This is a genomic window from Neolewinella marina, assembly GCF_002631205.1.
Lineage (GTDB): Bacteria > Bacteroidota > Bacteroidia > Chitinophagales > Saprospiraceae > Neolewinella > Neolewinella marina.
In genome coordinates this window covers 291529-317710 of sequence record NZ_PDLO01000003.1, presented here as the reverse complement: position 1 = coordinate 317710, position 26182 = coordinate 291529, and the positions used below count along the sequence as shown (strand labels likewise).

The following is a 26182-nucleotide window of genomic DNA, read 5'->3' as shown; positions in this document are numbered from 1 at the left end:
CAGCAACTGATTTGCCCATGAGACTAATGCAGCATAAGCGGGAAGCCTTTTGGTTCTACCGCTACCTGTCCAACTTCTACGATAAGCTGGTGAACCCCCTCTTCTGGACGGAACCGATGCGGGAAAAAGCCCTCGGCATCGTCGACTGGTCCAATGGTGAATCCCTCAAGGTGATCGACGTCGGTTCGGGTACCGGCTTCACTACCGAAGGGATCGTCAAGCGGGTCCCGGCGAAGAACGTCATCTGCCTGGACCAGAGTCCCCAGCAGATGGAAAGGGCCATGGTCAAACCGGCCCTGGTCGACTGCCGCTTCCGCCTAGGCGACGCCGAGAACCTCCCCTTCGACGACGATACCTTCGACCGCTACGTTTCAGCCGGCTCCATCGAATACTGGCCCGATCCCCAGCGGGCGATCGAGGAAGCCTTTCGCGTCATCAAACCCGGCGGACAAGCCCTGCTGATCGGCCCCCTGGAACCCAAGAACCCCGTCAGCCGCTTCATCGCCAACACCTGGATGTTGTTCCCCCCCGAGAACGACTACCACCTCTACTTCCACCAGGCGGGCTTTACCGACATCGACTGGGTATTCGTACGCCCCCACTGGCAGGAGAACGAACGCTACGCCATTGCCATGGTCGGCAAGAAGAACCGCCCCGGCCCCAGCCCCAACGCCCGCCCCCGCCGCAGCACCCGCTCGCTGGTGGAAGCCGAGCCCGAAGGTGGCTGGCTCGGCCGCAACCTGCTGCTGACCGGACGTCTCATTCTCGGCTCTACCGCCGGATTCCTCTTCATCCCCATGGCGCTGATGGCCCACGTCACCGCCCCCCTGCGTGGTGTGGAAGGTGAATACCAGCCCCTGAACCGCGAGCAGAAAGCCGTCCTCTACGGCCTGGGCGTCGTCACCGCCTTCTTCATCGGCCGGGCCATCCTGCGGCGGCGCTGGTGATGGATGAACTGAACGAACGGATCCGCGATTTTTACGACCAGTCCACTCCCCTGTGGCTGGACACCTGGGGAGAACAGATGCACCACGGCTATTACGGGCCCGACGGCAAGCGGAAGGTAGGCCACCGGCAAGCCCAGATCGACATGATTGAGGCCCTGCTGGAATGGGGCTTGCCCCCTGAAGCGGAAGTGGAACGCTTCCTCGACGCGGGCTGCGGCGTAGGCGGCAGCAGCCGCTACCTGGCCCAGAAATACCCCGGAGCCCACGGCCTGGGCGTAACCCTCAGTCCGGTGCAGGCCCACCGCGGCAATGCCTTCAATCGGCGGGAGGGCCTCTCCGACCGCGTCAACCTGATCGCCAAGGACGTCTACGAACTTACCCCGGAAACGAGCGGCCGCTTTGACCTGATCTGGAGCATGGAATCCGCCGAACACATGGAAGACAAGGAGGGGCTATTCCGCCTCTTCCAGGGTCTGCTGCGCCCCGGCGGGCGGCTCCTCATGGCCACCTGGTGCCACCGCGACGAACCGCCCTACCTCTCCCCTTCCGACCAGTATACGCTGCACCAGATTTGCGAATTGTACCACCTACCGCCCCTGGTCAGCCTCTCGGAGCTGGAAGCGGCGGCCACGGCCGCCGGCCTTACCCACGTCCGGATGGACGACTGGTCCGCCGCGGTGGAACCCTTCTGGGGGGCCGTGATCCGCAGCGGACTCGATCCCCGCAACTGGCCCGGATTGCTGCGGGCCGGACAGGGCACCTTGGCCGGTGCCTGGGCCATGAAGTATATGCGGCGGGGATTCGCCAGCGGCGCCATCCGTTACGGCGTACTAAGCGCTGGTCGCTGAGGCCCTACACCGCTTCGATCAGTTCGCGGGCGTTCTTGAGGGCGGACTCACTCGGTGGGTTCTGGCTCAGCATGGTCGCGATGGCGCGCACCCGCTCGTCACCGTCCAACTCACGCACCCGGGTAATGGTGCGCTCGGCGTCCGTCTTGTCGGTCTTGTATACGAAGTAGTGGCGATGGGCACGGCTGGCGACCTGCGGGGAGTGGGTGATCACCACTACCTGGTGGTGACGGCTCAGGTCGGTCAGGATGCGTCCCATGCGCTGGGCTACGTCTCCGCTTACGCCCGAATCGATCTCGTCAAAAATCAGGGTGGGCAGTTGCATGGCGGAGGCGACCAGGCTTTTGGTCACCAGGGCGAGGCGCGACATTTCACCTCCCGAGGCGGCATCCTTGATGGCCTGCAGTTTACCCCCCTTGTTGGCGCTGAACAGGAAGCGTACCTCATCGAGTCCGTGGGGTCCCGGCTCGGGTAGCGGGGTAAAGTCCACCTTTAGGCGGGCGTTGGTCATGCTCAGTTCGCCCAACTGCTGCTGCACGTTGGCGGCGAAGTCCGGGGCCACCCGTTCGCGGGCCTTGCGCAGTTGCTTGCCCTGGTCCACGAGGCGGGCCCGCAATTGGTCTTGTTCCTTTTCCAGTTTGGTAATGCTGCCGCCCAGGTCGGAAAAGTGATCCAGCCGGGCGGAGAGCTCCCGGTAGATCTCCAACAATTCCGTATTGGTCTTGACGGAATGTTTGGTTTGCAGGCGGTAGAGCAGGTTGAGTCGCTCCTCGATTTCCTCGAGCCGGTCGGGCCTTACGTCGGTGTCGGAACCGAAGGCCTCCAGGTCCGAGGCCACTTCTTCCAGCTCCAGTCGGATGCTTTCGAAGCGTTCGGCGATGGACTGCAGTTGGGGGTCGCCGGCCGAAAGCGGGGTGAGTTTCACGGAGATGGCCAGCAGGCGGTCGGTGACCGATTCGTCGGCCTCGGTGAGGTAGTGGAATACTCCGGAAGTGAGCTGCTTGATCTCGTCGGCGTTGCTCAGCCGGTGGCGTTCGGCCTCCAGGCTTTCCTGCTCGTTTTCCCGCAAATTGGCTTCCTCCAGCTCATTCACCTGGAACTCCAGGAATTCCTGCTCCCGGCGGGCCTGGGCCTGCTCCTCCCGCAGCTGGGCCAGCTTGCGGCGCGTCTGTTGCAGCCGCTGGTACTCCGTGCGGTATTCCCGCACCGCGTCCCGCTGTCCGGCCAGGGCATCGAGCAATTCCAGCTGAAAGTCGCTGTTGTTAATGTACAGGGTATCAAACTGCTGGTGGAGGTCGATGAGGGTACTTCCGAGCTCCTGCAGCACCTTCAGGTTTACCGGCGTGTCGTTTACGAACGCCCGGCTTTTCCCCGAGGGGGTGATCTCCCGGCGGATGATCAACTCCGCGTCGTAATCCAGGTCGTTGTCGGTAAAGAAGGACCGCAAGTCGTAGGCCGCGATGTCGAAACGCCCCTCGATGATGCACTTGCGGCTGTCGTCGAACAGCGTCTTGGTGTCCGCGCGCCCGCCAAGGATGAGGTTCAGGGCGCCGAGCACGATGGACTTACCGGCACCGGTTTCCCCCGTGATGATGCTCAGGCCGGTAGCGAACTCCAGGGTCAGCTCCTCGATGATGGCGTAATTGCGGATGTGCAGCCGTTTGATCATAGACGTATTTGTTGGAAAAGCCCAAATTTACAACTCAAAGTACGGCCACCGAAACGTGATTTCCCCGATTCTGTTTTTTTAACCCCTTCTGGCTTCCGGGAATTAATTGTTAGCTTCACTCGACACACTCACAATTGATTGCCTATGAACTGGTGGCTCTACCCCCTCACCGCCCTGATCCCCATGCTGGTGGGGTCCATTTATTACAATGAAAAAGTGGTCGGCGGCATGTGGATGAAGGCCACCGGACTGGACGCGGAAAAGTTGCAGCGGGGGAATATGGCCGTCATCTTCGGCATGGCTTACCTCTTCAGCGTATTGATCGCCCTGTTGTTGCCTTTCCTGGTGATTCACCAGACCAGCATCGATAGCCTGTTCATGATGCAGGAGGGCTACGGCGTAGCCGAAAGCGCCCTGATGCAGCAGCTCGAGACCCTCGACACCACCACCGGGATGTACGACCTCCACCGGAGTTTTGGCCACGGATTTTTTCACGGCGCGCTCATGGCGATCGCTTTCGTCGGCAGCATCCTGGCCATCAACGCCCTCTTCGAACGGCGGCGGTGGAACTACGTGCTCATCCACGTCGGCTACTGGACGATCACCCTCGGACTGATGGGTGGCGTGCTCTGCGCCTTTCTGAAAATCGCCTGAATTCCCGGTCGTTTTGTCCACCTCACCCTGGACCTATACCCGTAACCAGCGCGGCGGCCTGATGCTGCTCCTGCTGCTGTTGGCGGGAGCCTACGGACTGACCCGCCTGTCGGGGCCGCCAGGACCGGAGGACTACGACCACCAGGATGGTGAACTGCTGGCCGCCGCCGAGCAACTCCGGCTGGCCGCCGCATCGCAGTCAGATAAACCGGCTAACGTCCGGGAGGACTTTCCCTTCGACCCCAATACCGTCAGCCACCGTGACCTCCGGCGGCTGGGACTGAGCGACCGCCAAGCCACGGCCTGGGTGCGTTACCGTGAAAAGCGCCCCTTCCGCACGGTCGAAGATATCAGCCGCCTCCGGGTACTGCACCCCGACCAGGCTAGTCACTTACAGAACCTGGCCTACCTGCCCCCCACAGTGGCGGACCCGGAAAACCGCCCGGCAGCGGCCGAGGTACCCGCGGAGCGGTTTTTCTTCGACCCCAACACCGTATCCGCCGACAGCTTTCGCCGACTGGGGTTCAGCGAACGGGAAACGAACGCCCTGCTGAAGTACCGCAGCTACCGGCCGGTAACCTTCCGCCAGCCGGAAGACCTGTTGCGGGTGAGCGCCCTGGACAGTCAACACCTGGCCGCGGTGCTCGACCTCGTTCGCATTGCAGTTCAACCGTCCGTGGAACCCGCGCCCGCCGCCACCCCTGGAAAGCAAACAGATACGCTGGTTTATGTCGACATAAATCGCGCCACGGTGGTGGACTGGACCCAACTGCCGGGCATAGGCCCTTACCGCGCCGAACGGATCGTGAAGTACCGGGAAGCACTGGGGGGATTTGCCACCGTAGCTCAGGTAGGAACCACCTACGGGCTACCCGATTCAGTGTATACCACCATTGCCCCCCGCCTCCGCGGTAGCCCCATCCTGCGCCCCCTTTACATCAACCGGCTGGACGCCAACGAACTCGCCCGCCACCCCCTGCTGAAGCGGAGCACGGCTACGGTGATCGTGCGCTACCGCGAAAACCACGGCCCTTTTCATTCAGCGGAAGACCTGAAAAAAGTGCGGGCCCTGTCCACCGAAAACCTCAGTGAGCTGTTGCCCTACCTGAACTTTGACCCATGAACCACCTCTTTTCCCTGATCGGCAACACCCCCCTCGTCGACCTTTCCACCCTCCAGGAGAACTCCAAGATCAAGCTTTACGGCAAGCTCGAGGGACAGAACCCCGGCGGATCGGTGAAGGACCGGGCGGCCTTCAGCATGGTGCAGGGGATGCTGTCGCGGGGTGAACTGGGTCCCGGCAAGCGCATCGTCGAAGCCACCAGTGGGAACACCGGTATCGCTATCGCCATGATCGCGGCCAGTCTTCACATCCCCGTCACCCTCATCATGCCCGAGAACAGTACCGAAGAGCGGGTCAAAACCATGCGGGCCTACGGAGCCGAAGTGCTACTGACCCCGGCCGACCGCACCATCGAGTACAGCCGCGAACTCGCCCAGGAAATGGAGGACAGCGGGGAGTACGTCCAACTCAATCAATTCAGCAACGACGACAACTGGAAGGCCCACTACCGGACCACGGGACCGGAAATATGGCGAGACACCGACGGACAAATCACTCACTTCGTGAGCAGTATGGGCACCACCGGAACCATTACCGGAACCGGACGCTACCTGCACGAACAGTCTCCGGCGGTACAGATCGTCGGCGTACAGCCCACGGACGGTAGCAGCATCCCCGGGATCCGGCGCTGGAGTCCGGAGTTCGTTCCGGCGATCTACGACGACAGTCAGGTGGACCGCAAGATTGACGTCAGCGAAACGGAAGCCGTGGAAATGAGCGCCCGCCTGGCCCGGGAGTGCGGCGTCTTTGCCGGGACCAGTTCCGGAGGAGCCACCGCCGCCGCCCTCCGCCTCGCCGGCGAACTGGAGGAAGGCCTCATCGTGTGCATCATCTGCGACCGCGGCGACCGCTACCTGTCTACTCTCTGATCTCCGGCAGCACCCAGGGTTTGGCCCTCAACCACTCCCATTCCGTGCGCGCCAGGTCCACCTTTGGGTCGATGAAATCCTGCCGCAACCGGCCATTCAGTCGCACCTTGAAGTGACCGTATACCTCCACCGGCCCCTTGGCAACATCGCGGAGGTGGTGGGCGTACTGCAGGATCATGTCGGGGTGGGTCACCAGTTTGCTGTACCGCCGGTCGTCGAGGCTGTCGGAGGGGAACACATTACGGCTCATGCCCTGTTCGTCCACCACCCGGTAGAACCCGTTTCCCTGCTTGGTGCGCAGCATCATGCGCCAGCTGTAGCGGTGCCCTTCCTCGGTCCAGTTTACGTCCGATCCGAAGAGGTGGTTGCGGAGCGGCAGCAGGGCATGCACTGTCACCAGCAGTACCAGGGCGGCGGGGCGCGGGTGCCAGAGCCGGTCCGGCGACACCGCTTCTCCCAGTCGGGCGCGCCAGCGGCTGCGCCAATCCGCTACCCGGGGAATTCGCCGGCCCAGCCACTGCACGAAGCGCAACGGCCAGTCGGGAGCGAAGAACAGGCTGGTCAGCACCAAAGAGAGGTAGGGAAAGATGCCAATGTTGAAAATGAGGTGGTTCGTCGCGTGGAAGAACAACAGCAGTGCGAGCGCTACCCAGCGCAACCGGCGGTGCAGCAGCAGAAAGGGGGCCAGGAGGTCGAGCAGCATCCCGCCCCAGGCCATGACGTAGGCCGTGGACTTCAGGGCAAACACCGGCCCCAGCACCGGCATATCAGCGCGGGCGGCCAGCCAGAGGTGGAGGGGTAATGCCTCGAGGAGCCAGTCGTGGTTGATCTTGTTGATCCCTCCGAAAAAGTAGACCAGCCCCATGAGCAGGGGGAACACGTACACGCTCCACCGCGGGGCTACCGGCGACCACTGCCGCGGATCGCGCCTGACGTCCAGCGACCATTCCCGCCAGGCCGGCGTAAGGGCCAGCAACCAGGCCAGCCACACGAAGAGGTAGGCGTGGTTGAGGTAGTGGGCCTTCTCCAGCAAAAACAGATAGGTGAAACACAGGGCGAACAGCGGCGCCGTGATCCGGAACCGCCAGCCGGCCGCCACGGCGAGCCCCAACAGAAATCCGACGGGGAAGAACACACTCAGCCACGGTTCCGGCAGCGGGTGTACCCACTCAAAGCCGTAGTAGCGGAAGGTAAAACCGGAATAGGCGTCGTGGATCCAGTGGTAGTAGATGCCATTGCCGAGAATGTCGCCAGCACCCAGCAGCCCAAGCGCGATCCGCAGCCACACCAGGGTGTAAATCGGGACTACGCCGGATGGGCAAAAGACTTGCTTGAGCGACATAACACGGCGGTAAGCGCGGAGACCGTCGCCAGCGGGACTAGAGGTGGCGCTCGGCGTGGTAGCTGCTGCGCACCAGGGGGCCACTCTCCACGAAATCGAAGCCCTTGGACATGCCCAGGGCCTTGTAGTGGGCGAAGGTATCCGGAGTGACAAAGCTGTCGACCGCAAGGTGCATGGCCGTGGGCTGCAGGTACTGACCGATGGTCACCACGTCCACGCCGCACTCGGCCAGGTCATCGAGGATGCGTTCCACCTGCTCCTCGGTTTCCCCGAGGCCGACCATGAATCCCGTTTTGGTACGCTTGCCGGCCTCCTTGATCCGGCGGAGTTCCTCCAGGCTGCGCTTGTAGCGCCCCTGCGGGCGCACCTTGCGGTAGAGTTCCTCCACCGTTTCCATATTGTGGCTGACGACCTCCTGGCCACCGTCGATCATGCGGTAGAGGGCGTCCCAGTTGCCGCGCACGTCGGGAATCAGGGTTTCGATGGTCACCTGGGGGGTGCGTTCCTTGATGTGGCGGACGGTCTGGTACCAGATCTCGGCGCCGCGGTCCTTCAGTTCGTCGCGGTTCACGGAGGTGAGTACGGCGTGCTTCACCTGCATCAGATCGATGGCTTCGGCCACGCGGCGGGGCTCGTCTTCATCGTACTCCGTCGGCCGACCGGTCTTGACGGCACAGAAGCTGCACGAGCGGGTGCAGACGTTGCCCAGGATCATGAAGGTGGCCGTACCGGCTCCCCAGCATTCCCCCATGTTGGGGCAGTTGCCGCTTTGGCAGATGGTATGGAGCTGGTACTCGTCCACCAGCTTGCGCACCCGCTTGTAGTCGGGTCCGATGGGCAATTTTACGCGGAGCCAATCGGGTTTACGTTGACGTTCGGCGCGGGCAGGGGCTACGGGTAGATCGATCATAATTATAGGTACAAAGCTACCCCAAATTGGTTGTTCGTCGAAAAACATTCCCCCTTCATTGTGCTCCTGCTACATTTACCAACTATGGATTTCATGGAAAACATCCGGGTGGCGTTGCGCAGCGTAGGCACCAACTGGCTCCGGGCCCTGCTGACCACGCTCATCATCGCCGTAGGCATCATGGCCCTCGTGGGCATCCTTACCGCCATCGACGCGGCCATCTATTCCCTCTCCTCCAACCTGTCCAGCCTCGGAGCCAACACCTTCGAAATCGACCGCAAACGGGAAACCGTCCGCTCCCGTGGGGGGCCCGGGGAAGGAAAGCGTTCGGAGCCCTTTACCTACGCCCAGGCCATGGAATTCATGGAAACCTACGAATATCCGGCCGACGTCAGCGTGAGCTTCCCCGCCCGGGGAGCCACGGCCGTGACCTACCAGGACCGGGAAACCAACCCCAACGTGTCACTTTACGGCATGACCACTAACTACCTGAACAGCAAGGGGTTTGAGATCGCTACCGGCAGGAATTTTACTATGCGGGAGGTTCAGGAAGGGGGCAACCTCGCCATCCTGGGGTCGGAACTGGTGGAAACCCTGTTCAACGGTAACGACGAGTTCGCCATCGGCAAGGAAATCACCGCCGGTGGGAATCGCTACCGGGTAGTGGGCACCCTTAAGAGCAAGGGCGCCAGCATGACCAGCAACGACAAGCGGGTACTCATCCCCCTGCAGGAAGCCAAGCGCTTCTACGCCAACAACCGGACGAACTACGACATCCTGATCGCGGTCCGCGACCCCACGGGCATCGACGCCGCCATGGCCGAAGCAACGCTCACGATGCGCCGGGTGCGCCGCCTGCGAGCCGGACAGGAGAATGACTTCGAGGTTTCCAACAGCTCCGACCTGGTGAGTATCATCAAGGAGAACACCGTCATGCTGCGGCTGGCCGCCATCAGCATCGGGCTGATGACGCTGCTGGGGGCCGCTATCGGACTGATGAACATCATGCTGGTGTCCGTCACTGAGCGCACCCGGGAGATTGGCGTCCGCAAGGCCCTCGGGGCCACCCGCCGCAACATCCTCCTCCAGTTCCTCATCGAGGCCGTGGTCATCTGCCAGCTGGGTGGCCTGTTCGGCATCCTGCTGGGCGTAGCCGCCGGCAACGTCGTGGTAGTGTTTACGGGAGGCAGCTTCATCGTGCCCTGGTTGTGGATTGGCCTGGCGCTCATCGTGTGTACGGTGGTGGGCTTGCTGTCCGGCCTCTACCCCGCCCTGCGCGCCGCGGCCCTGGATCCCATTGAGTCGCTGCGGTACGAATAAGTGCAGTACTTTATCGGCGATGCCCAATCAAGTTACCTACCGCGTCTACGATTTCCTGAAGGAAATTGAGCCCTTCAGTTACCTCGACCAGGAATCTCTCCTGCGGGTAGCCTCGCGGGTGGAAGTCCGCTACCAACCCCCGGGTACGGTAGTCTTCCGCCCGGGTGAACCACCCCGCGACCGGTTCTTTGTCGTGAAGGAGGGCGTCATTGAGCTGTACAGCGAGGACGCCGACGGCCAGGAATTGCTGGTGGAGCGCTGCGGCGAAAAGGACATCTTCGGCATCCGTCCCCTGCTGGCCGACGATACCTACGTCTTCCTGGCCCGGGCCGTGGAGGAATCCCTGCTATACGCCATCAACAGTGAGGGGTTTCGCGACATCATCCCCCACCACCCGCGGGTACTGGAGTACCTGGCCACCAGCATGGCCGGCAGCAGCCGCTATAACCTCGAGTACCGGGCCGTGCAACGGCAACGGCCCGGCGCCGCCGCCTCCCGGGAAGAGCCTGACCTGCTGACCCTGCAGTCCCTGCACCGGTCGCGCGACCCCGTAGTCTGCCACGCCAACGAAACCATCATGGATGCGGCCCAGCGGATGACCGAACAGGGCGTCGGATCCATCATCGTGGTGGACGAGGACCACTGCCCCATCGGCATCATTACGGACCGCGACCTGCGGCGGTGCGTGGCCACCGGAATGGTCAGCCGGAAATTGCCCGTGCTGCGCATCATGTCGAGCCCGGTATCCTGTATCCCCACCGAGGCCACCGTAACGGACGTGCAGATCCGCATGCTCCGGACGGGTTATCACCACCTGGTACAGACCGAGGACGGTACGGACAAAAGCCGGGTGACGGGGGTGGTCAGCGAGCACGACCTGCTGTTGCTGCAAGGAAACAATCCCGCGGTCGTAATCCAGGAAATAACGACCGCCCGCACGCCGGCTTACCTGCGAGAACTGCGCGACCGCGCCGAACGGCTGCTGAGCAGCTACCTGGAGAAGGAGGTGGCCATCGGCTATATCACGGCCGTGATGACGCAGATCAACGACGAAATTATCCGGAAATGCATCAAGTTGGGGTTGGCGCGGATGCAGGCCGACGGGCTGGGCAACCCTCCGGCCCTCTTCGACTGGCTCACCCTGGGCAGCCAGGGTCGGGGCGAACAATTGCTGCGGACCGATCAGGATAACGCCCTGATCTTCGAGGACGTAAGTCCCGCCAAGTATAATTCCACCAAAGACTACTTCCTCAAGCTGGCCGACTACGTCACCGAGCACCTTAACGAGGTAGGCTACCGCTACTGCGATGGCGACATGATGGCCAGCAACCCGAAATGGTGCCTGAGCGTGAGCAAGTGGAAGGACCAGTTCACCGAGTGGATGCACGAGAACACGGCCGAAAACCTGCTCAATACCTCGATCTTCTTCGACTACCGGGGCGTGTGGGGCGACGGCAGCCTGCCCGACAAGCTGACCAGTCACATCTTCGACGAGCTCGGCAGCAACAGCACCCGCTTCCAGGCCTCACTGGCTATGGCGGCCCTGCAAAACCCCAGCCCGCTCACCTTCTTCCGCAATTTCGTGGTGGAGCGCTCGGGGGAACACAAGGACCAGTTCGACCTCAAGGCCCGGGCCATGCGCCCCCTCACTGACGCCGCCCGCGTACTCATCCTGCAAGCCCGCAAAGGCAACATCAACAACACCTTGAAGCGTTTCGAAGCCCTGGCAAAACTGGAGCCCCAGAACGCCCGGCTGTACGAGGAGGCGGCAGAGGCCTACGAGTTGCTTATTCGCCTGCGGGCGGAGCTAGGTCTGAAACGGGGGGATAACGGTCGCTTCGTCCGTCCGGAGGAACTCACTCAGGTGCAGCGGCTGCTGCTCAGGAACAGTTTTAACCCCGTGAAGGAAATCCAGCAACTGCTGGAAGTGCGCTTCCAGCTAAGTTTCCTGCGCTGATGGCAGTTGCGGAATGGCTGCGCAGGGTATTCGGGCTGGCCGGCGGGGATGGCCGGCGGTCGTCGGAAGGGGGGTGGCCCGACTACTACCGGCGCTACGCCACCGAGGTGGATCACCGGATTCCGCCGGACACCGACCTCAGGGAGATTCCCGTTGTCGTCCTGGATGCGGAAGCTACCGGTATCGACGTTCGCCAAGACCGTATCCTGTGCATGGGCGGGCTAAGGGTAAGTGGCAACAGCATTAACCTCGGAGAGAAGTTCGAGGCCTACCTCCCCACCCCCCCGGGATTCGAACGGTCGGACGCCGTCGTAATCCACGGCATCATTCCGAATTCCCAGCGCTACGCCTACGTCGATGAGCCAACGCTATTGTCGGATCTCCTGGAGTTTCTGGACGGGGCACTGATCGTGGGCCACCACATCGGTTTCGACGTGGCCCTCATTAACCAGGCACTGAAGCGCCACGGCGCCGGCCCCTTGCTGAACCAGGTAGTGGACACCGCCGACCTGGCCAAACGGCTGCGCCCCGCGGGTTACTGGACCCCCGAGCACGACTTCAGCCTGGACGCGTTGGCGCGGCGCTATCGGATACCGTTATCGGACCGCCACACCGCACTCGGTGACTGTTACATCACGGGCGTTCTATGGCTGAAACTACTGTCCCGGCTCGCCCTGAGGGTCGGCCGGGACTTGCAGCTTCGTGATCTCTAAGTAGGGAGGGCGAGGGCTATTTCCCCTGCCCCTTGCGGTGCTTCTTCTTGTCCCGCTTGGCAAAACTGCCGGGGCTCGGTGCTCCCGTCTTGTACTTGTTGCGGGGGCGCTTGCCGCGGGGGCCGTCGTCGTTGCCGCCGGCCTGTCCGTCATAGATGCGCAGTTCCACGTCGTTGCCCCGGTCCTGGACACCCGCCAGGGCGGCCACTACCCGACTGGCCTCGGTGCTGTCGACGTCGATGAAGGTCAGGTTGTTCTGGAGGTCGATCTTGCCGAGGTCAATCTTCTTGCCGGGCAGGTTCTTGTTCAGCATACCGATGACCTGGGGCACGGTGTACCCCTGCCGGCGGCCTGCCGACATGCACAGCCGGGTGTAGCTCACGTTGGACCGGCGGTCGTGGGACTTCCGTTCCCGCTTGTCGTCCGAGCCGGCTTCCACGGGGCGGCTGCTGCCGACCTGCTGGCTGAAATCGGAAAGCGACAGGGCTACGAACTGCTGGATCAGGGCTTCCCGGTCGAGGTCGGCCAGTCCGTCGACGATCTCCGGCATCAAGGAGAGGAGTTTCTGGTCGGACATCGTTGCCTCCTTCACCGAAGTGACGAAGCGCAGGGCCCGGCGACGGTAAACTTCCTCCTGGCTGGGGATGGGCGCTTCGGTGAATTCAATCTTGCCGTAGCGTTCGATATCGCGCAGTTTGCGCACTTCCCGTCCGGTGACGATGGAGATGGCTACGCCTTCCTTGCCGGCGCGGCCGGTACGGCCGCTGCGGTGAACGTAGACCTCGGGGGCGTCCGGCAGGTTGTAGTTGATGACGTGGGTAAGGTCGGAAACGTCGAGGCCGCGGGCGGCTACGTCGGTGGCCACGAGCAGTTTGATACGTCCCTTACGGAAGCGCTTCATGACGTCGTCGCGCTGGGCCTGGCTCATGTCACCGTGCAGGGCATCGGCGGCGTGGCCGGCGAAGCGCAGGTCTTCGGCTACTCCGTCGACTTCGCGCCGGGTGCGGCAGAAGATGACGGCGTACATGTCCGGATCCAGCTCCACCAGCAGCTTCAGCAGGCTGAAGCGGTGGGCCCCCTTCACCTTGTAGTACAGGTGGGTGATGTTGGAGTTGCCGGCGTCGGTATGGTCGATGCTGATCTCCTGGGGATCGTTCATGTAGTCGGTGGAGATCTTGCGGGCCTCCTTCGGCATGGTGGCCGAGAAGAGAAGCGTCTGCTTCTCCCGGGGAGTAGCATCAAGGATACCGTTCAGTTCTTCCTGGAAGCCCATGTTCAGCATCTCGTCGGCCTCGTCGAGTACCACCCGCTTCAGCTGGTCGACGACGAGCTTCTTGCGGTTGATCAGGTCCAGGGTACGCCCCGGAGTGCCGACAATGATGTTGGCTCCGCTGCGGATGGCGCGGATCTGGTCGCCGGCGCTGGCGCCTCCGTAGACGGCTACCACGTTCACGCCCTTGCGGAAGCGCGCGAATTCAGTGAGGTCGCGGGAGATCTGCAGACACAGTTCGCGGGTAGGACAAAGGATGAGGGCCTGTACGGCGTCCAGTTCGGTGTCGATGCCGTCAACGACGGGCAGGCCGAATCCGGCGGTTTTGCCGGTACCGGTGCGGGCCAGGGCGATAAGGTCGCGGTCCGAACCGAGGATGGCCGGGATGGTTTTGGCCTGAACGGGCGTGGGCGTAGTGAAGCCGAGTTGCGCTACGGCTTGTTTGACGTCGTCGCGTAGCGACGTTTCATTGAAATTTTCCATTTCACCTGTATTAATACGGGTGAAACGGTTTACTACAATGCACTGTCAAAGCGCCCCAGCGTAAATCTCCAAACCACCCGCGTGATTTAAGAAGCCGCAAAGGTACGACAAATTTTATTAACACCTAGTCCTTCTGCATAATTCCCACAAAATGAACGCCCTGGGTACCGGCCAGCACCATTTCGCGTCCTGGCTGTTCTATGGCAAATTATGGATCGCCTATGCAAACTGCCCTGCCCCTTCTTGCCATCTTCACTACCCTGCTCCTGGGATGTGCCCCGCAAACACCCGCTGCTCAGGCTGGGGAACCCGCGCCCGATGCCCGGCAGATACAGTCCACCGATTGGGCCGGGGTATACGCCGGAACGGTGCCCGCCCCGAATGGCGGTACGGCCATCGAGACCGTATTACAAATACACCCCGACACTACCTACACCCTGGTAACCCGACCGGCTGGGAGCCCGGTGGAGCCCCAACGGTTTTCCGGACGGTTCGCCTGGCAGCCCGACGGGAAGGGGCTCAAGTTGCTGGACATCGACAGCACCGACCGCCCGATCTATTATGCGGTAGGTGACGGGTTGCTGCGGCAGCAGGATCTGGTAACCGTGTCCATCGAAGGGCGGTCGACCAACAACTATGATCTACAGAAAGATTCCCTCGGACTGGCCGGGCAGCGGTGGGAGCTCAGTGAACTGGACGGCACTCCCCTCCCCCGGGCCAAGCAAAATCCCTACCTGACCTTCTTCCTCACCGACCAGCGGGTACAGGGCCACGCCGGCTGTAACTCCCTGTCGGGAAACTACCGGGTGGAAAGTGGCGAACTGGCCTTCCCACCCCTGGTGACCACCAAGATGGCCTGCCCCCAACTCGAGGTGGAGAAAAAGTTTCTGGAGGCCCTGCACGCGACCACCAACCATGAAGTGAAGGATGGGCAGTTGATCCTCAAGGACGGGTCGGGGAAAGTGCGGGCGGTGTTTAAGGGCCAATAATCGCGGCTTTTCCGCCGGCGGCTGCACTATTTACCGCCGTACCGCTATCTTTGCGCCTTCGCCCGGATGGCGGAATTGGTAGACGCGCTGGACTTAAAATCCAGTTCTCAGTACTGAGAGTACGGGTTCGATTCCCGTTCCGGGTACAACGGCGAATGATCCCCGGATCGTTCGCCGTTTGTATTTTACTGCAGCAGGTCCCTTACGTGGAGCACGACGTTGACGAGCATCAGGGCGGCCAGGGCCAGCCCCAGCAGCCGCATCCAGGTCGCATTATCGGCGCGGAAAACTTCCGCCCGGGCCCGGGCTTCGGCGCTGCCGAAGCGGAGCATTCCACGGGCAAAAAGGTAGAGGTATACGCCTACCGCCAGGAGGATGAGCTCGATGAATAGTCCGATGAGGCTGAGGGTCATGACAAGGGAGGTTGGGGCGAATATCGTACTTTTCGGCCGCCTAACCACCGATCATGACCAAACAAGAACTATCCGCCGCCGAGAACGAGGACGGCATGCTGCTGCAAGTTTCCCGCCTGAACCACCGCCTGGAACGCATCCTGGAAGGCGGGGGCGCCAAGCGGGTCGCCAAGCAGCACCAGCAGGGAAAACTCACCGCCCGGGAGCGCGTACGTAAACTTATCGACCCCGGATCGGAATTCCTGGAGTTCGGTGCCTTCGCTGGCTACGAGATGTACGAGGAATACGGTGGCTGCCCCGCCGGTGGGGTCATCACCGGCTACGGCCGCGTGGCCGGCCGCCTGTGCGTGATCGTCGCCAACGACGCCACCGTCAAGGCCGGCGCCTGGTTCCCCATCACCGGCAAGAAGAACCTGCGGGCCCAGGAAATCGCCCTCGAAAACCGCGTTCCCATCATTTACCTGGTCGACAGCGCCGGGGTATTCCTGCCGCTGCAGGACGAGATCTTCCCCGACGAACGCCACTTCGGCCGGATCTTCCGGAACAACGCCCGGATGAGTGCCCTGGGCATCACCCAGATCGCCGCCGTAATGGGCAGCTGCGTGGCCGGGGGCGCCTACCTGCCCATCATGTCGGACGAGAGCCTCATCGTCCAGGATACCGGCAGCATCTTCCTGGCCGGGCCCTACCTGGTCCGCGCCGCGATCGGCGAGAAAGTAGACAAGGAAGACCTCGGCGGAGCGGATATGCACGCCTCCGTAAGTGGGGTGATCGACTACAAATGCGCCAACGATACGGAATGCCTGGATACCATCCGCGACCTCATGAGCCGCGTTCCGAATAAGGTGATTACCCCTTTCGACCGAACCGAACCGGGCAGCGTGGAGGCCTCGGCCGTGCTCGGCGTCCTCCCCGAGGAAAGGTCCAAGCCCTACGACGGCCGCGACCTTATCCGTGCCCTGGCCGACGACGGCAAGTTCACCGAGTATAAGGAAGAGTACGGGCAGACCGTCCTCTGCGCCTACGCCCGCATCGACGGCTGGTCGGTAGGAATCGTAGCCAACAACCGGCTCGTGGTGCGCAGTGGCAAGGGCGAGATGCAGTTCGGCGGAGTCATCTACAGCGATTCGGCCGACAAGGCCGCGCGTTTTATCATGGTGTGTAACCAGAAGAACATTCCCCTGGTCTTCCTCCACGATGTCTCCGGCTTCATGGTGGGCAGCCGCTCCGAACAGGGGGGCATCATCAAGGACGGGGCCAAGATGGTCAGTGCGGTGAGCAACAGCACGGTACCAAAGTTCTCCATCGTCGTAGGCAACAGCTACGGCGCGGGCAACTACGCCATGTGCGGCCGGGCCTACGATCCCCGCCTGATGCTGGCCTGGCCCACGGCCCGCATCGCCGTTATGGGTGGAGAGCAGGCCGCCAAGGTGTTGTTGCAGATCCAGGTCAGCAGCCAGAAAGCCCGCGGCCAGGAGGTTTCGGAGCAGGAAGAACAGGAACTCCTCCAGCGCATCACCGAGCGCTACGACCACCAGACCAGCCCCTACTACGCCGCCGCCCGGCTCTGGGTTGACGAAATCATCGACCCCCGCAAGACCCGCGCCTACATCTCCGCCGGCATCGAAGCAGCCACCCACGCCCCCGTCGAACGCTTCAACGTGGGCGCCATCCAGACCTAGACCGCCATGTTGTGTTACTCCACGGACCAGTCCGTGGAGTAGCACAACATGTTGCCTCTCCCTTTCCTGATACCCAGTGCCGACCGGCGCACAGTACCCCCATGGTGAGCAGTGCGAGTTTGTATTCAACATATCAAGGAAATGCTGGCTGAGTAATATCTTTTTTCACGTTGGCACCGGCATCAATGCGGTTCCTGGCACCTGCGCATAGCGCCGCACTTACTTCTTTCGGTTATAATATGACTGGAGTGTCGGCGTGGCTTTCCCTGAATACCAGACCTAGATGTCCCAGAATGAACCCCGCGACCGCCGTTAGCCGTAAATATCCGGTCAAAAAGCCGCGATTAGGCGGCTGGAGTGGGGGCAGCGGTTTTCCCGGTACTACTTTCGCGGCCATGTACCAGAACGATCTCTTCCTTCGTGCCGCCCGCGGCGAATCCGTTGAACGCCCCCCGGTATGGCTCATGCGCCAGGCCGGTCGTATCCTGCCCCAGTACCGCGCCCTGCGCGCCAGCCTGAGCGGTTTCAAGGAATTGGTGTCCTCTCCCGACCTCGCGGCTGAGGTAACCATCCAGCCCGTGGATGAACTCGGCGTGGATGCGGCCATCATCTTCAGCGACATTCTGGTCATTCCCGAAGCGCTCGGCCTGGACTACACCATGGTCGAGAAGGTCGGCCCCCGCTTTCCCCGCACGATCCGCAGTCAGGCGGACGTAGATGCCCTGCGGCCGGCCGAGGAGGCACCCGCCCACCTGGGCTACGTCTTTGATGCCCTGGACGCCACCAAGCGACGGCTCGACAACCGCGTTCCCCTGATCGGCTTTGCCGGGGCCCCCTGGACCATCTTCGCCTATATGGTGGAAGGTGGTGGCAGCAAGACCTTCAGCAAGGCCCGCCGAATGCTCTACCAGGACCCCCAGATGAGCCACCGCCTGCTGGAAAAGATCACCACGGCCACGGCGGCCTATCTGAAGAAGAAGGTCCGCCACGGCGCCGACCTCATCCAGCTGTTCGACAGCTGGGCCGGAGTCCTTCCTCCCAATCACTACCAGGAGTTCTCCCTGCGCTACATCGAGCAGCTCTGCCGGGAACTGGAGGGTACCCCCGTGACGGTGTTCGCCAAGGACGCCCGCCACGCCATTTCGGGCATCGGAAAGCTGCCGTGTCAGGTGGTTCAGCTCGACTGGATCGCCGACGTCGAACGGGCGCGGACGCTGGTGCCGGGCAAGGTGCTACAGGGCAATATGGACCCCGCTCAGTTGTACGCTCCCACCGACCAGGTAGCCGAAGCTACCCGGGCGATGCTCGACCGCTTTGGTCGCCACCACATCGCCAACCTCGGCCACGGCGTATACCCCGATACCCCGCTCGAGGGGGTGAAGGCCTTCGTGAACGCCGTCAAGGACTACCGCTACGCCGACTAGGGAACCGGGGGAGGCTGGACTGCGTATGTTGAGTATGCGCAGCATCATTCTCCTGTTTCCCTTCCTGTTTCTCCTCGCCTGCTCCAAAGAAGACGTAGTTATGGGCCCGACCGGCTCCCCCGCCCCACCCTCCGCCGAACCCGACACCACGATTTCCTTCCTGGCCCTGGGCGACAGCTACACCATTGGTACCAGCGTTGCCGCCGATGAGCGGTGGCCGAACCAACTGAGCCGGCAACTGCTCGCCCGGGAGAAGATCGCCGTGGAGCCTCTGGAGATCGTGGCCCGCAATGGCTGGCGTACCGACAATCTGGCCAATGCCCTGGCCGCCGCCGACCCCGGAGAGAATTTCGACCTCGTCAGCCTGCTGATCGGGGTGAACGACCAGTTCCAGGGCTTCTCCGTCGACGGCTACCAACAGCGGTTCCGGGCGTTGCTGGAATCGGCCATTGGGTACGCCGGGGGCGATACCTCCCGGGTATTCGTCGTTTCCATTCCGGATTATGCCTATACACCCTTCGGGGGTGGTAAGGAGTCCATCAGCCGCGAAATCGATGCCTTCAACGCCGCAGCCGAATCCGTAGCTACATCTTACGGGGTACCCTTCTACAACATCACCCCCATTACCCGCCGCGGGCTACAGCAGCCCGACCTGGTCGCCTCCGACAACTTACACCCCAGCGGGAAGCAGTACGGCCTCTGGGTGGAGGAAGTACTGCTGGCGCGGGTAGCCGGTCTGATCAGGAAAAACGGCTAGCCCCGGCGGGTGCGCCATCCGCCTCGGCCGGAGTGAGGGTGTTGCCCGGGTAGGCGCTCAGGGCCGCTTCCAGGCAGTCCATGGACTTGGCAAGTTCCCCGGTGTTCAGCACGTAGGCGATCCGGCACTCATCCATACCAAGACCGGGCGTGGCGTAAAAGCCGGGACCGGGGCTGAGCATCACGGTAGCCCCCTCGTATTCAAAATCTTCCAGCAGCCAGCGGCAGAAGTCCTCGCTGTCGGCGATCGGGAAGCGGGCAAAACAGTAAAATGCCCCTCCGGGCTTGGACAGAAAAACGCCGGGCATCTGTCGCAGGCGGTCGTAGACGATGTCGCGCCGCCGCTGGTATTCCTCCTTCACCTCCTGGAGGTAAGGTCCGTCATCCTCCAGCATCACTTCACTGAGCCGCTGCCCGAGGCCGGGAGGGCTGAGACGTAATTTCGCGAAGCGGTCCACCGACTCCCGCACGGAGCGGTTGCGGCAAACCAAAGCTCCGACCCGGGCACCGGTGGCACTGTACCGCTTGGATACCGAGTCGATGACGATGGCGTGTTCGTGGAGTTCTTCGAGCTGGAGTACGGATTGCAGGGGGGCGTCGTAGCTGAATTCACGGTACACCTCGTCGACACAGAGGAACAGGTCGTGTTCGCGCACGATGGCGGACAGCAATTCCATTTCCTCCCGGGAGTAGCAGGCCCCGGTGGGGTTGTTTGGATTGGTGATCACGATCGCCCGCGTCCGGGGCGTTATTTTTTCGGCAAAGGCCTCCGCATTGGGGATGCTGAACCCGTCGCTGATGTCACTCGTCACCGGAATCACGGTAACCCCTGCGATGTGGGCGTAGCCGTTGTAGTTCGCATAAAAAGGCTCCGGGATGATGATCTCATCTCCGGGGTCGAGGCAGGCCAGCATGAAAAAGAGAATGGCCTCGGAACCACCGGTAGTGACCATGATCTCATCGGCCGTCAACTGGACGCCAAAGCGGGCATAGTATCCACACAACGCTTCCCGGTAACTGTCGATGCCATTGCTGGGGCTATAGTCAAGTATCTCCCAGGGAAGCTCCCGGAACCTGGCCACGGCCTGGGGGTGGGTCTTGATGTCCGGCTGCCCGATGTTCAGGTGATAAATGTGCTTTCCCTTCGCCCGGGCCCGGTCCGCCAGCGGGATCAGCTTGCGAAAGGGCGACAGGGGAACGGTCTGGGAACGGCGGGATACAACTGGCATAGGGGCCGAAGTTTGGCACTACGAAGATAATCCGGCCGGAGCGGTAAACCCTGCAGGGTCACTCCGGGCGGTAAAAGTACTCCCCTTCGTACCCTTCGTAGAACCCGCCAAAAAGGGGGGCATCCACGTGTCGGATCCGGCGGAGCAACTCGTCGAGGCTGGCCACGGGGACGTTGTCGACCTGGGTGATGACGAAGCCGGCATTCATGTGGGTAGCCGCGATGGGGCTGTCCCGGAAGATGGAAACCACCCGCACACCGCCGCCGGGGAAGCGTTGCCACTCGTCGGCACTCAGGTCGCGCAGCTCAAAACCCAGGAGGTGCAGCCGGTCGTCGGTACGCTCGCTGACGAGTGTACCGGGGCGGTTGGTTTTGTCGGTGAGCAGGACGGTCTTGCTGCGGCTTTCTCCGTCGCGGATGAAGGTCACCTGTACCCGCTGTCCGGGGCGGTAGCGGCTGAGCTGTTCCTGCATTTCCGGACTCGAATTGATGGCTACCCCGTTGATGGCCGTCATCACGTCGCCCATCTGCAGTCCGGCGCGGGCCGCCGGACCGTTGGGGGTAAGGTCGGTGATGAGGGCCCCGCTGGCCGCCGGCAGCCGGAGTTGCTTGGCCTGCGCATCATTGATGCCTTGTATCCATACGCCGAGCACCGCCCGTTGTACTTCTCCGTAATCCCGCAGGTCGTTCAGTACCCGCCGCGCCAGGTTGCCGGGGATGGCAAAGGCGTAGCCTTCGTGGCGACCACTGTTGGTGATGATGGCAGTATTGATGCCGATGAGTTCTCCGGCGGTATTGACCAGGGCTCCGCCGCTGTTGCCGGGGTTGACGGCAGCGTCGGTCTGGATAAAGCTCTCAATGCGGTCGTCGGGGCGCAATACATCAATGCTGCGACCCTTGGCGGACACGATACCCGTGGTCACCGTCGAGTTGAGGCTGTAGGGGTTGCCGACGGCCAGCACCCACTCCCCCACCCGAAGGCTGTCGCTGTTGCCGAAGTGGGCCGTAGGCAGGTCCGTGGCGTTGATCTTCAGGAGCGCCAAGTCGGTGCTTTCGTCCACCCCCACCACCCGGGCGTTGAACTCCCGCCGGTCCTGCAGGGTGATGCGGATGCGCCGGGCGCCCTCGATGACGTGGTTGTTGGTCGCCACCAGCCCGTCCGGAGAGATGATCACCGCCGATCCGGTGGTGACGCTGTTGCCCCCCGCCCCGGACAGCAGACCTTCCCGCATATAGGAACGAACCGAAACGACCGCCGGGGTGACCCGTTCGGCCGCCGTGATGAAGCTCGTAGGGGCACTGCTGGCGAAGGTGCGCAGCCGCAGGTCCTCCCGGCTGGGGTTCACCGGCATTTCCTCGGCGGGCAAACCCGGAATGAACCACCGGCCTGCCGCCACCCCGAGCACGGCGGAGGCGAAACAGGCCAGGGAAAAGACTACTATTGTGCGTAGACTCATAGGACCAACAACGCCCGTGCCCCCCGGATTGTTACTCTAATTCCAGGCCCTACCTTTGCCCCCGTGATCCGCAAACCTTCCTACGACCCCGACCATCCGCCCTCCAGCAACATCTTTGGCTGGAAGGTCTCCCTCATTGGCCTCGCGCTGATCCTGCTGCTGGCCGGCATCGCCGCCTACCGGACCTATACGCTTGACGTACCCGTAGGCTTCGAAGATCCCCTCGAACAGCCTGAATCCAAGAATTACTACCGTGAAAAGGCCGACCGCGAAGCGGCCAAACTTGATTCCCTGCGGCGGCAGCAGGATCAGCGGCGGCAACAAGATCAATAAATGGACCTGACCTTTTACAAGTACCACGGAGCGGGCAACGACTTCATCCTCCTCGATGATCGGGCGGGCAAGCTGGCGGACCGCCTCTCCCCCACCCACGTTGCCCGGCTGTGCGACCGCCACTTCGGCGTGGGGGCCGACGGACTGATGCTCCTGCGCCCGGCGCCCCCGGAATTTGACTTCGAAATGGTGTACTTCAACGCCGACGGCAGCGGCAGCACCCTGTGTGGCAACGGTGGCCGCTGCATCGTCCGCTTCGCCGCCGACCTGGGTATCGAACGGGACATCTACCGTTTCCTGGCCTCCGACGGACCCCACGAAGCCACCCTGACCCCGGCGGGCGACATCGCCCTGGGCATGGCCGACGTGGAGACCATCCGCGAGGTAGGTGCGGACTACGAGATCGATACCGGCTCCCCCCACTACCTGCGGTTCGTGGAGAACCTGGACACCGTGGACGTAGTCGCCGAAGGCCGCGCCCTGCGGCAATCTCCCCCTTACCGAGATAAAGGGATCAACGTAAACTTTGTCCGCCAACGCCCCGACGGACTCGATATCGCCACCTACGAACGCGGCGTCGAGGACGAAACCCTGGCCTGCGGAACCGGGGTGACCGCTGCGGCCATCGGCTCCCTGATGCGGCGGCCCAACATCCCCGACGGCCCCTTTCTCGTGCCCGTCCAGGCCAGGGGCGGTTCGCTTTCCGTCAGCGGGGAAAAGCAAAACGGGCGGTTCACCAACCTTCAACTCATTGGCCCGGCTACCTTCGTATTCACCGGAACCATAAGCCTTTAGTACATGCTGGATCAAGTTTACCTCAATGGCGCTTACCTCGCCGCTTCCGAGGCACACCTCCACGTTTCCGACCTGAGTATCCTGCGGGGATACGGGGTCTTTGACTACTTCCGGGTGATCAACGGAAAGCCGCGGTTCATCACCGACCACCTCGACCGCTTCCGCCAGAGCGCGGCCGGGCTGGAGCTGGATCTCCCCCTCGGGGGGGCGGAGCTGGGTGAGGTAATTCAGGAAGTGATCGACCGTAACGGCCCGTCCACGGGTGGGATACGCACCATCCTGACCGGAGGTTACGCCGGGGATGGCTATACGCCCCAGCAACCCAACCTGCTGGTCCTCCCCTACACCTTCACGCCCCCCGCGCCCACCTACTACGCAGCAGGGTGCACGGTCATGCTGCACGAATACGAACGGCAGCTGCCGCGGGTGAAATCCATCGATTACCTGGAGGGCATCCGTATTCAGCCCCTGCTGCGGGAGCGGAGTGCCCAGTATCCCCTTTACGTCGACCGCCGGGGCTGCGTCCGGGAAAGCGACCGCTCCAACTTCATGATCGTGGTCGATGGTCGGCTGATCACCCCGGTGGATGATGTGCTGCTGGGCATCACCCGCCGGCACCTGCTGCGGTTGGCGGGCCAACTGGGCATCCCGTTTGAGGAAAGAGACGTGACGGTGGAGGAGCTCCTGGCGGCCGACGAGGCCATCATCTGCAGTTCCATCAAGGGGGCCATGCCCATTACCCGGGTGGATGATCAACTGATCGGCGGCGGGGACGCGGGTGCCATTACCCGGCAGCTGATGGAGGCCTGGCGGGAATACGCATAAAAAAAGCCCCGTCGGCAGCGGACTGCGGACGGGGCTCCTGATGAGTTATCTGAGTTGAAGTCGGTTTAGACTTCCTTGTCGATGTCTCCGGTAGCGGCATCACCTTCGCCTTCGTTGGCTTCGGCGAGGGCTTCACCTGCGGCCTCGGCGGCGTCGGCTTCGGCCTTGGCTTCACCGGCTACGTCAGCAGCGGCGGCGCGGCTTTCTTCCGTGGAACCAGCCTCCTCCTCGGTGGAAGCGGTGGCTTCGGCGGTTTCGGTTTCCTCTACGGCCTCGGGCTCGGGCTCGGGAGCGGGGGGAGGCGTACCGGAAACGGCAGCGCGGAATTCAGCTTCCTTCTCCTCCTGGGCGGCGCGGCGCTCGGCGGTGGTGCCTTCTTTGGCGTCGATCCACTCCTGGTACTTCTTGTCGGCTTCCTCCTGGGTCAGCGCGCCTTTGGCAACGCCGCGCATAAGGTGCTTGCGGTAGAGTACTCCCTTGAAGCGGAGGATGGCCCGTACCGTATCGGTGGGCTGGGCACCCTTCAGCAGCCAATCGTAGGCGGCGGTGCGGTCCAGGTCGATAGTGGCCGGAACGGTCATCGGGTTATAGGTACCGATCTTCTCGATGAACTTACCGTCGCGGGGCGCGCGGGCGTCCGCAATGACGATGTGGTAAAAAGGACGCTTACGACGGCCCTTACGCTGAAGGCGAATTTTAACTGGCATGGTGACAAATTGTCGTTTGTTAGATAAGACCGACCTACTCCCTCCAGGGGGCAGCCGGTTTTGCCGGGGCGCAAAGGTAAGCCGAAACCACCTAACGCAAAAACTTAACGGAGGATTTGTTTGCTTGTTCCCCGCGCCCGCCGTGTAATACCTGAACTATCCTGCACGTCCATATATATAGGATGGCGGGGTAAGGCGGTAGCTCGGCCTTGCTGTCCACCGCCGCGGCCCAGTTGATGAGCGCGAAAGGGTTGGGAATCAACCCCCAAGGCTTCGGCGCGGCATATATAATACCGGGAATGCTTGGAAACATCCGGGCCAGTGGTATGTTAGCGGCAGTAAAGACATAAACCACCTGCACATGAAATTTTTTATCGATACCGCCAACCTCGACGACATCCGCGAAGCCGAAAGCCTGGGCATTCTGGACGGAGTAACCACCAACCCCAGCCTGATGGCCAAAGAGAACATCAGCGGCGATGAAAACGTGCGGGCCCATTACGCCAAAATCTGTGAAATCACCGGCGGCGACGTCAGCGCCGAGGTGATCAGCACCGACCTGGAAGGCATGAAGCGGGAAGCCAGCGAGCTGGTCAAGATCGCCGACAACATCGTCGTCAAGATTCCCATGATCCGCGAAGGCGTCAAGGCCCTGGCCTGGTGCACCGAAAACGGCATCCGGACCAACTGTACCCTAGTGTTCAGCCCCGGACAGGCCATCCTGGCTGCCAAGGCCGGCGCTACCTACGTAAGCCCCTTCATCGGCCGCATCGACGACATCGGCTGGGAAGGCATGACCCTCATCTCCGACATCGCCGAGATCTACGCCATCCAGGGCTTTGAAACCGAGATCCTGGCCGCCTCGATCCGGAGCGGCAAGCACATCGTGGAAGCCGCCAAGGCCGGTGCCGACGTGGTGACCTGCCCCCTGAGCAGCTACGACAGCCTGTTCAAGCACCCCCTGACCGACATCGGACTGGAGAAATTCCTGGCCGACCACAAGAAGGCGCAGAGCGTAGTCTCGTAAATTAACCCTAAGATTGCCCGGAGCAGCCCCGCTGCTCCGGGCATTACCCATTCTGAATACCTTCCCCGTTGTTAAACCAGTCTATGAGCAAGCCACGTGTAATCAAGAACTACGATAAGCTCGACGAGGATTTGCTCGAGCAAATCAAGCTCAACTACCCCAATGGCTTCGAGCGTCACCTGATCCGTTTCACCGACGTGAACGGAAAGATCGCCAGCGCGCTCCCCTTTGAAACCAGCGAGAAGTACTACCTGATCCGCATGACCAAGTCCGAGGCCCAGCTGATCATCGAAGACGACGACGACTACGATGACGACGGCATCCTCACCGACGAGGCCCGCGAGGAGTACGGCGACAAGTACGACGACGACATCGAGGAAGCCGACATCGACCTGGACGAACTCTCGGACGAAGACGTAGATACCGACGAAGAGGACTAGC

At 62.2% G+C, this 26182-nt stretch carries 25 protein-coding genes and 1 tRNA gene; 18 read left to right on the top strand and 8 right to left on the bottom strand.

Translation table 11 applies throughout. The features are described from left to right. Window positions 1–17: 17 nt before the first annotated feature. Together CGL56_RS09785 and CGL56_RS09780 are read left to right on the top strand one after the other, a co-directional pair. A complete protein-coding gene (locus CGL56_RS09785) occupies window positions 18–947 on the top strand; it encodes a methyltransferase domain-containing protein (RefSeq protein WP_099106357.1) in 930 nt (309 codons plus the stop codon). After that, complete coding sequence (locus CGL56_RS09780) at window positions 947–1795, top strand: methyltransferase domain-containing protein (protein ID WP_245184032.1); 849 nt, start codon at window positions 947–949, stop codon at window positions 1793–1795. Before CGL56_RS09785 ends, CGL56_RS09780 begins: the two co-directional genes overlap by 1 nt. Before the next feature lie 4 nt (window positions 1796–1799). On the opposite strand, the gene recN is transcribed toward CGL56_RS09780, so the two are convergent. After that, window positions 1800–3464 (bottom strand): DNA repair protein RecN, encoded by a 1665-nt coding sequence (gene recN / locus CGL56_RS09775; RefSeq protein ID WP_099106355.1) that lies wholly within the window; start codon window positions 3462–3464, stop codon window positions 1800–1802. 144 nt (window positions 3465–3608) lie between these two features. Here recN and CGL56_RS09770 point away from each other — a divergent pair, with 144 nt between their 5' ends. Genes CGL56_RS09770 through cysM form a run of 3 tightly spaced genes read left to right on the top strand, consistent with a single transcriptional unit; the run spans window position 3609 to window position 6110 of the window. Then, the gene (locus CGL56_RS09770; RefSeq protein ID WP_099106354.1) at window positions 3609–4118 is read left to right on the top strand and encodes a DUF1761 domain-containing protein; all 510 of its coding nucleotides are present in this window, start codon (window positions 3609–3611) and stop codon (window positions 4116–4118) included. 13 nt (window positions 4119–4131) lie between these two features. Further along, window positions 4132–5241, top strand: coding sequence for a helix-hairpin-helix domain-containing protein (locus tag CGL56_RS09765; protein ID WP_099106353.1), 1110 nt, complete (start codon window positions 4132–4134; stop codon window positions 5239–5241). Then, window positions 5238–6110 carry a cysteine synthase CysM gene (gene cysM / locus CGL56_RS09760; protein ID WP_099106352.1) on the top strand — a complete coding sequence of 291 codons (873 nt, stop codon included), beginning with the start codon at window positions 5238–5240 and terminating at the stop codon, window positions 6108–6110. Before CGL56_RS09765 ends, cysM begins: the two co-directional genes overlap by 4 nt. Here the strand turns inward: cysM and CGL56_RS09755 are convergent. Together CGL56_RS09755 and lipA are read right to left on the bottom strand one after the other, a co-directional pair. Beyond that, a complete protein-coding gene (locus CGL56_RS09755) occupies window positions 6100–7452 on the bottom strand; it encodes an HTTM domain-containing protein (protein ID WP_099106351.1) in 1353 nt (450 codons plus the stop codon). The genes cysM and CGL56_RS09755 overlap by 11 nt on opposite strands. A 37-nt stretch (window positions 7453–7489) precedes the next feature. Then, complete coding sequence (lipA, locus tag CGL56_RS09750; protein WP_099106350.1) at window positions 7490–8362, bottom strand: lipoyl synthase; 873 nt, start codon at window positions 8360–8362, stop codon at window positions 7490–7492. Between the two features lie 84 nt (window positions 8363–8446). On the opposite strand from lipA, the gene CGL56_RS09745 reads away from it, so the two are divergent. From CGL56_RS09745 to CGL56_RS09735, 3 genes are read left to right on the top strand one after another with little or no spacing between them, the layout of a single operon-like run. Beyond that, window positions 8447–9682 (top strand): ABC transporter permease, encoded by a 1236-nt coding sequence (locus tag CGL56_RS09745; protein WP_099106349.1) that lies wholly within the window; start codon window positions 8447–8449, stop codon window positions 9680–9682. Window positions 9683–9701: 19 nt separating this feature from the next. Continuing rightward, entirely contained in the window at window positions 9702–11639 is a 1938-nt protein-coding gene (locus CGL56_RS09740) for a DUF294 nucleotidyltransferase-like domain-containing protein (protein WP_099106348.1), read from the top strand. Beyond that, window positions 11639–12352, top strand: coding sequence for a 3'-5' exonuclease (locus CGL56_RS09735; RefSeq protein WP_099106347.1), 714 nt, complete (start codon window positions 11639–11641; stop codon window positions 12350–12352). Before CGL56_RS09740 ends, CGL56_RS09735 begins: the two co-directional genes overlap by 1 nt. A gap of 16 nt (window positions 12353–12368) precedes the next feature. Here the strand turns inward: CGL56_RS09735 and CGL56_RS09730 are convergent, their stop codons facing one another. Then, window positions 12369–14105 carry a DEAD/DEAH box helicase gene (locus CGL56_RS09730; RefSeq protein WP_099106346.1) on the bottom strand — a complete coding sequence of 579 codons (1737 nt, stop codon included), beginning with the start codon at window positions 14103–14105 and terminating at the stop codon, window positions 12369–12371. Between the two features lie 221 nt (window positions 14106–14326). Here CGL56_RS09730 and CGL56_RS09725 point away from each other — a divergent pair, with 221 nt between their 5' ends. Then, window positions 14327–15094 (top strand): META domain-containing protein, encoded by a 768-nt coding sequence (locus tag CGL56_RS09725; protein WP_167641563.1) that lies wholly within the window; start codon window positions 14327–14329, stop codon window positions 15092–15094. Window positions 15095–15154: 60 nt separating this feature from the next. Next, a tRNA-Leu gene (locus CGL56_RS09720) sits at window positions 15155–15240 on the top strand. A gap of 39 nt (window positions 15241–15279) precedes the next feature. Here CGL56_RS09720 and CGL56_RS09715 read toward each other — a convergent pair. Further along, window positions 15280–15507: a hypothetical protein gene (locus CGL56_RS09715; RefSeq protein ID WP_099106344.1), complete on the bottom strand. Its 228-nt coding sequence runs from the start codon at window positions 15505–15507 to the stop codon at window positions 15280–15282. Window positions 15508–15560: 53 nt separating this feature from the next. Here CGL56_RS09715 and CGL56_RS09710 point away from each other — a divergent pair, with 53 nt between their 5' ends. From CGL56_RS09710 to CGL56_RS09700, 3 genes are all read left to right on the top strand, one after another. Next, entirely contained in the window at window positions 15561–17189 is a 1629-nt protein-coding gene (locus CGL56_RS09710) for an acyl-CoA carboxylase subunit beta (protein WP_099106343.1), read from the top strand. Between the two features lie 395 nt (window positions 17190–17584). Next, the gene (hemE, locus tag CGL56_RS09705) at window positions 17585–18613 is read left to right on the top strand and encodes a uroporphyrinogen decarboxylase (RefSeq protein WP_099106342.1); all 1029 of its coding nucleotides are present in this window, start codon (window positions 17585–17587) and stop codon (window positions 18611–18613) included. Window positions 18614–18647: 34 nt separating this feature from the next. Beyond that, complete coding sequence (locus tag CGL56_RS09700) at window positions 18648–19370, top strand: SGNH/GDSL hydrolase family protein (RefSeq protein ID WP_209280279.1); 723 nt, start codon at window positions 18648–18650, stop codon at window positions 19368–19370. Here CGL56_RS09700 and CGL56_RS09695 read toward each other — a convergent pair. Continuing rightward, a complete protein-coding gene (locus CGL56_RS09695) occupies window positions 19354–20598 on the bottom strand; it encodes a pyridoxal phosphate-dependent aminotransferase (protein WP_099106340.1) in 1245 nt (414 codons plus the stop codon). The two genes, CGL56_RS09700 and CGL56_RS09695, sit on opposite strands and share 17 nt — an antisense overlap. Before the next feature lie 58 nt (window positions 20599–20656). Continuing rightward, a complete protein-coding gene (locus CGL56_RS09690) occupies window positions 20657–22054 on the bottom strand; it encodes a trypsin-like peptidase domain-containing protein (RefSeq protein WP_099106339.1) in 1398 nt (465 codons plus the stop codon). 63 nt (window positions 22055–22117) lie between these two features. Between CGL56_RS09690 and CGL56_RS09685 the strand changes: the two genes are divergently transcribed. From CGL56_RS09685 to CGL56_RS09675, 3 genes are read left to right on the top strand one after another with little or no spacing between them, the layout of a single operon-like run. After that, the gene (locus tag CGL56_RS09685; protein ID WP_099106338.1) at window positions 22118–22387 is read left to right on the top strand and encodes a hypothetical protein; all 270 of its coding nucleotides are present in this window, start codon (window positions 22118–22120) and stop codon (window positions 22385–22387) included. Continuing rightward, window positions 22388–23182 carry a diaminopimelate epimerase gene (dapF, locus tag CGL56_RS09680; RefSeq protein ID WP_099106337.1) on the top strand — a complete coding sequence of 265 codons (795 nt, stop codon included), beginning with the start codon at window positions 22388–22390 and terminating at the stop codon, window positions 23180–23182. 3 nt (window positions 23183–23185) lie between these two features. Continuing rightward, window positions 23186–24007: an aminotransferase class IV gene (locus CGL56_RS09675; protein WP_099106336.1), complete on the top strand. Its 822-nt coding sequence runs from the start codon at window positions 23186–23188 to the stop codon at window positions 24005–24007. Between the two features lie 65 nt (window positions 24008–24072). Here CGL56_RS09675 and CGL56_RS09670 read toward each other — a convergent pair whose 3' ends face one another. After that, window positions 24073–24714 (bottom strand): 30S ribosomal protein S16, encoded by a 642-nt coding sequence (locus CGL56_RS09670; RefSeq protein WP_099106335.1) that lies wholly within the window; start codon window positions 24712–24714, stop codon window positions 24073–24075. Between the two features lie 361 nt (window positions 24715–25075). Here CGL56_RS09670 and fsa point away from each other — a divergent pair, with 361 nt between their 5' ends. Next, window positions 25076–25741, top strand: a complete 666-nt coding sequence (fsa, locus tag CGL56_RS09660; RefSeq protein ID WP_099106333.1) for a fructose-6-phosphate aldolase — start codon at window positions 25076–25078, stop codon at window positions 25739–25741. Between the two features lie 83 nt (window positions 25742–25824). After that, a complete protein-coding gene (locus tag CGL56_RS09655; RefSeq protein WP_099106332.1) occupies window positions 25825–26181 on the top strand; it encodes a hypothetical protein in 357 nt (118 codons plus the stop codon). The last annotated feature ends 1 nt before the right edge of the window (window position 26182 follow it).